The sequence below is a fragment of the Streptomyces sp. NPDC005402 genome, assembly GCF_040606575.1.
Taxonomy (GTDB): domain Bacteria; phylum Actinomycetota; class Actinomycetes; order Streptomycetales; family Streptomycetaceae; genus Streptomyces.
In genome coordinates, this window is sequence record NZ_JBEXFB010000010.1 from 338,963 (window position 1) to 344,319 (window position 5,357).

A 5,357-nucleotide genomic window follows, 5' to 3' on the forward strand; every position below is an offset into this window, starting at 1 on the left:
AGCCGGACGCTGAGAAGCCGGTCGTCAAGGAGCCGGTCGCCCAGGAGCCGGACGCTGAGAAGCCGGTCGTCAAGGAGCCGGTCGCCCAGGAGCCGGTCGTCGAGGAGCCGGTCGCTCAGGAGCAGGTCGCTGTGGCCGTCTCCGAGAAGGCCGCACCCAAGGAGCCCGTCTCCAAGAAGGCCGCCCCCGACGCGCCTGCCTCTGAAGAGACGGCGCCCGAGGAGCCCGTCGCAGAAGCGGAACCGGCCGCAGAGACCGAGGCAACCGCTCAGGAGCCTGAAGAGCCGGCTGCAGTGGAGGAAGCGGAGCCGACGGTCGAGCCCGAGCCGGAAGCCGCGGCGGAGCCCGAGACCACCGTGGAACCGGAACCGGCAGCTGAGGTCGCCGCCCCCGACGCCGAGCCCGAAGCGGCTCCGGAGTCCGAGACGGTCGTACCGCCGAAGACCGAGCCGCAGCCGACCGCCGAGGTCACCGCCGCCGCGGCCGCCGGCGAGGACGCCCCACAGGGGGCACCCGCGGGCGACGACGAAACCGTCACGGGTGGTGGTGCGGGTGGGAACACCAAGGCCGTACCCCCCACCCTCCGCACGGCCTACGACGCCGCCGAAGCCACCCTCTCCGCCCACAACCTCACCGGCACCACCGCGAAGACGTACCTCGTCCTGGACCGCTCCGCGAGCATGCGCCCGTACTACAAGGACGGCTCCGCCCAGGCCCTCGGCGAGCAGACCCTCGCCCTCGCCGCCCACCTGGACCCGGAGGCCGAGGTCCACGTCGTCTTCTTCTCCACCGAACTCGACGGCACCGGCGAACTCACCCTCACCGACCACGAGAACAAGATCGACGACCTCCACGCCGGCCTCGGCCGCATGGGCCGTACCAGCTACCACGCGGCCGTAGAGGAAGTCCTCGCGCACCACACCAAGGAGTCCCCGGACGCCCCCGCCCTGGTCGTCTTCCAGACCGACGGCGCCCCGGACGCGAAGACCCCCGCCACCCAGGCCCTCACGGAGGCGGCGAAGACCCACCCCGGCGTCTTCTTCTCGTTCGTCGCCTTCGGTGACCCGGAGAACAAGGCCTTCGACTACCTCCGCAAGCTCAAGCTCGCGAACACGTCCCACTTCCTCGCCGGCGCGACCCCGAAGGAACTCACGGACGCGGAGATCTACGAGGGCATCCTGGCCGACTGGCGCCCGTAACCCTCGAAGATCACCACAGCTCACCACCGGGCCGCCCCCTTCCCACCCCGTAAAACGGGAAGCGGGCGGCCCACCCGTGTCGGCTACGATTTCAAGGTTCGCAAGCACGCACAGACGACCCGACCTGGGAGCAGCCCCCGATGGCTCGACACCTCATCACCAGCGCCCTTCCGTACATCAACGGGATCAAGCACCTGGGCAACATGGTGGGGTCCATGCTCCCGGCGGACGTCTACTCCCGTTACCTGCGCCAGCGGGGCCACGACGTCCTCTACATCTGCGCGACGGACGAGCACGGCACCCCGGCGGAGCTGGCCGCGAAGGAGCAGGGGCTCCCGGTCGCCGAGTTCTGCGCGCAGGCGCACGACGCGCAGAAGGCGGTCTACGACGGCTTCGCGCTGGCCTTCGACTACTTCGGCCGCAGCTCCAGCGAGCAGAACGTCGAGATCACCCAGCACTTCGCCCGCCGCCTGAACGAGAACGGGTTCATCGAAGAGCGCGCGATCCGTCAGGTCTACTCGCCCACCGACGGCCGCTTCCTCCCGGACCGCTATGTCGAGGGCACCTGCCCTCACTGCGGCTACGACAAGGCCCGCGGCGACCAGTGCGAGAACTGCACGCGCGTCCTGGACCCCACGGATCTCATCAACCCGCGCTCGGCGATCTCCGGCTCCACGGACCTGGAGGTCCGCGAGACCAAGCACCTCTTCCTCCTCCAGTCCAAGCTCCAGCACGAGGTCGAGGAGTGGGTCTCCCGGCACGAGGACGACTGGCCGCAGCTGGCCTCCTCCATCGCCCGCAAGTGGCTGACCGAGGGCCTGCACGACCGCGCGATCACCCGCGACCTGGACTGGGGCGTGCCGGTCCCGGCCGACACCTGGCCGGAGCTGGCGGCGGAGGGCAAGGTCTTCTACGTCTGGTTCGACGCCCCGATCGAGTACATCGGCGCGACGAAGGAGTGGGCGGACCTGGACCCGTCGGCCCGGGACTGGAAGTCCTGGTGGTACGACGTCGACGCCGACGTCCGCTACACCGAGTTCATGGCCAAGGACAACGTCCCCTTCCACACGGTGATGTTCCCGGCCACCGAGCTCGGTGTCCGCGAGCCGTGGAAGAAGGTCGACTACGTCAAGGCCTTCAACTGGCTGACGTACTACGGCGGGAAGTTCTCCACGTCCCAGAAGCGGGGCGTCTTCACCGACCAGGCCCTGGACATCCTGCCGGCCGACTACTGGCGCTACTTCCTGATCGCCAACGCCCCCGAGTCGGACGACTCGTCCTTCACCTGGGAGCACTTCACGGCGACGGTGAACAAGGACCTCGCCGACACTCTCGGCAACTTCGTCAACCGCGTCCTGTCCTTCTCGAAGAAGCGCTTCGGCGAGGAGGTCCCGGCGGGCGGTGAGCCCGGTGAGGCGGAGGCGAAGCTGGGCGAGGAGATCGCCCGCCTCCTCGCGGAGTACGAGTCCCAGATGGAGGCGCTCCAGTTCCGCAAGGCGGCGGCGGCGCTGCGCGCCCTGTGGTCGGCGGGCAACTCCTACCTGGAGGAGAAGGCCCCCTGGCTGGAGATCAAGACCGACCAGCCCGCCGCGGCCCTCACCCTCCGCACCGCGATGAACCTGATCCACCTGTACGCGGTGGTCTCGGAGCCGTTCATCCCGGCGACGGCGAAGGCCATGCGCGAGGCGTTCTCCCTGGAGAGCGACACCGCCACCTGGGTCACCGCCGACGAGGCCCGCGCCCTCACCGCCCTGACCCCCGGCACCCCCTTCACCGTCCCGCCGGTCCTCTTCGCCAAGCTGACCGACGAGGACCTGGAGAACTACAAGGAGCGCTTCGGCGGCTCCCCGGAGTAGTCCCGGAGCAGTTTTCGGGCTGTCCGGATACCGACCCGGGCATCGCCGTGTCCGCGCCAAGCCGTATGGTTTGCGCCATGGCAGTGCCCGGGGTCATTCCTGTCGCGTACGAGCCGAAGCACCGCACCGAGACGATCGGGCGGTATGCGGAGGGTCAGTTCCTGGCGTCGATCACATATGCCTTCCCTGAGGGATTTCACCTTGAGGAGGGCTGGGAAGATCAGAAACGCCTCTACGCGGTACTGCACACCTTCGACACGGAGGGCAATTACCGCGACTCGGACATCTGGTGCGCCGGCACCTGGGCGGAGCAGCGGCGCGACCCGAGCGGCGACGCCTCGCCCCTCACCCGCGCCCAGGTCCACCGGGCGACCCTGCTCCGCAGTCTCCCCCGCCGCTCCTACACGGACATCGCGATCCGTCCCTTCAGCATCACCCACGAGGGCGTCCGCTTCGGCCTGGTGATCCGCGAGGACGAGGGCGAGCAGTGGGCGGAGCTCTACCCGGACCGTCTCGCCTTCGCGGAGCCGTGGGACGGGACCTACGACACCTGAGCGGGGCGGCCGGGTGCCACCTCGGTACGCGAGGGCCGGGGGCTCGTGGTCACCCGGCCCTCGCGTGTCTCGTGTGCTACTTGAGCACGCCCGCGCCGGTCGTCGTGGCCAGTGACGTCGGCAGGTTCTTCACCGCGGCGGCCGAGGACTCCAGGCCCGCCGTCAGCGTCGGCGTCCAGTTGACCGTCGTCTTCAGGTCCTTCGAGGACGCGGCGTTGTACGCGGCGACCAGATCCGTCACCGTGCCGTTGACCTGGTTGCCGGAGCCCGCGATCGCGCCCGTGCCGTCACCGCTGAGGATCTTGGACACCTTGACGGTGGAGAGGACCTTCCAGTAGTTGTCGGCCGCGACGACCTGGGCCTTGGCGCGGGAGTTGATGCTGTACTGCAGCGCGTAGCCGTTCAGGGTCGTCACGTCGTAGAAGTTGTCGTAGATGTGGATCTGGCCGACGCGGGCCAGGGGGGCCCGCTGGACGATGCCCTTCCACACGTTGTGGTGGATCGAGACGCGCAGCTTGCCGCTCGGCTCGCTGTCGCTGCTGCCGATCAGCATCGTCTTGTCGTGGTTGGTGAACTGGTTGCGGGAGACGGTCACCAGGTCCGAGCTCTTGGTGATGTCCAGCGCCCCGTCGTGGATCTGGTACTCACGGCCGAAGTACTTCGGGTTCGCGGAGTCCAGGTGCGGCGCGTCCGTGAACGAGTTGTGGTCCGCCCAGACGTGGGTGGCACCGCGCAGGGTCACCGAGTCGTAGTTGGAGTTCCAGTTGCCTGTGTCGCCGTCCGTCGGGTCCCACTGCGGGAAGCAGTCCTCGGTGGCGGAGAAGGCGAGGTTGCGGACGATGACGTTGTCCACGTTCTGGATCTGGAGCATGCCGCCGGAGATCCCGGCGTTCGTGCCCGGCATCCCCACGATCGTGGTGTTCGCCGGCACCTTGAAGACGATGTTCGCGGCCTGCTTCTTCTGCGCGGCGGCACGCGCGCTCTCCTGCGTGCCCGACGGCAGCTTCGAGCGGCCGTAGGTCGCCGGGTCGAACGCCTTCAGGTACGACGTCAGCGAATAGCCCGTTCCGGCCGCGTAGTTCGCGCACGTCAGCTTCTTGCCGGCGTCGTCGGTGTTGGCGTCGATCGTGCCCTTGACCTTGATGATCCGCGGGGTCGTGTCGGACGCGGAGCCCAGCGCCTTCACCAGCTGCGCCCGCGTGGAGACGGTGAAGGTGTGCGCGGAGTCGGCCTTCGTGCCACCGGTCGTGCCCGTGCCGGAGGACGCCCAGCCGTCCTTCGCGGCGAGCGTCTGGTGGTACAGGTCCACGGCCTGGGCGTTCGCGTTCATCACGACGGCACCGGCACCGACGCCCGCGGCCACCACGGCGGCGGAGACGACCAGGGTGCGGCGGGTGCGGAGGGACCGGCGGTGGGAGGCAGAGGCCACGGGGATTCCTTACGAGCGGCGGTGGGACATGTGCGTTTCATGGAGCACCGGTGAAGGCGCTTCTCTCGTCCTCAAGTGACCGCCGGGATCAAGGGGGTTGCCGTGTCCGGGAAGAAATTTCGGGGCGCCGGCCCCACCGGCGCCTGGTCGGCCGTGCAGCCGCCGCAGGGGACTCACCGCCAAAGACAGGCGCCCGGGACGTGACCCGTCCCGGGCGCTCTCATGCCGCGGCACGTCAGGTGCCGAGGAACAGCGAAGTGGGGGGGGGGGGGCCCCGCGGGGGGCGCGGCGAAACGGAAACAAAAAAAAAAAAAGAGGC

Annotated in this window: 4 protein-coding genes; 3 read left to right on the forward strand and 1 reads right to left on the reverse strand. The window is 69.0% G+C overall.

Features of this window, described 5'->3' with window-relative positions; translation table 11 throughout:
• From ABZT02_RS21925 to ABZT02_RS21935, 3 genes are all read left to right on the forward strand, one after another.
• Positions 1–1,199: VWA domain-containing protein (locus ABZT02_RS21925; RefSeq protein WP_356019640.1), on the forward strand; the 1,199-nt coding region annotated here is incomplete at its 5' end.
• Positions 1,200–1,339: 140 nt separating this feature from the next.
• Positions 1,340–3,055, forward strand: coding sequence for a methionine--tRNA ligase (gene metG, locus ABZT02_RS21930; RefSeq protein WP_356019642.1), 1,716 nt, complete (start codon positions 1,340–1,342; stop codon positions 3,053–3,055).
• Positions 3,056–3,132: 77 nt separating this feature from the next.
• Positions 3,133–3,609, forward strand: coding sequence for a hypothetical protein (locus tag ABZT02_RS21935; protein WP_356019643.1), 477 nt, complete (start codon positions 3,133–3,135; stop codon positions 3,607–3,609).
• Positions 3,610–3,685: 76 nt separating this feature from the next.
• Here the strand turns inward: ABZT02_RS21935 and ABZT02_RS21940 are convergent, their stop codons facing one another.
• Positions 3,686–5,038 (reverse strand): polysaccharide lyase family 1 protein, encoded by a 1,353-nt coding sequence (locus ABZT02_RS21940; protein ID WP_356019644.1) that lies wholly within the window; start codon positions 5,036–5,038, stop codon positions 3,686–3,688.
• Positions 5,039–5,357: the final 319 nt, after the last annotated feature.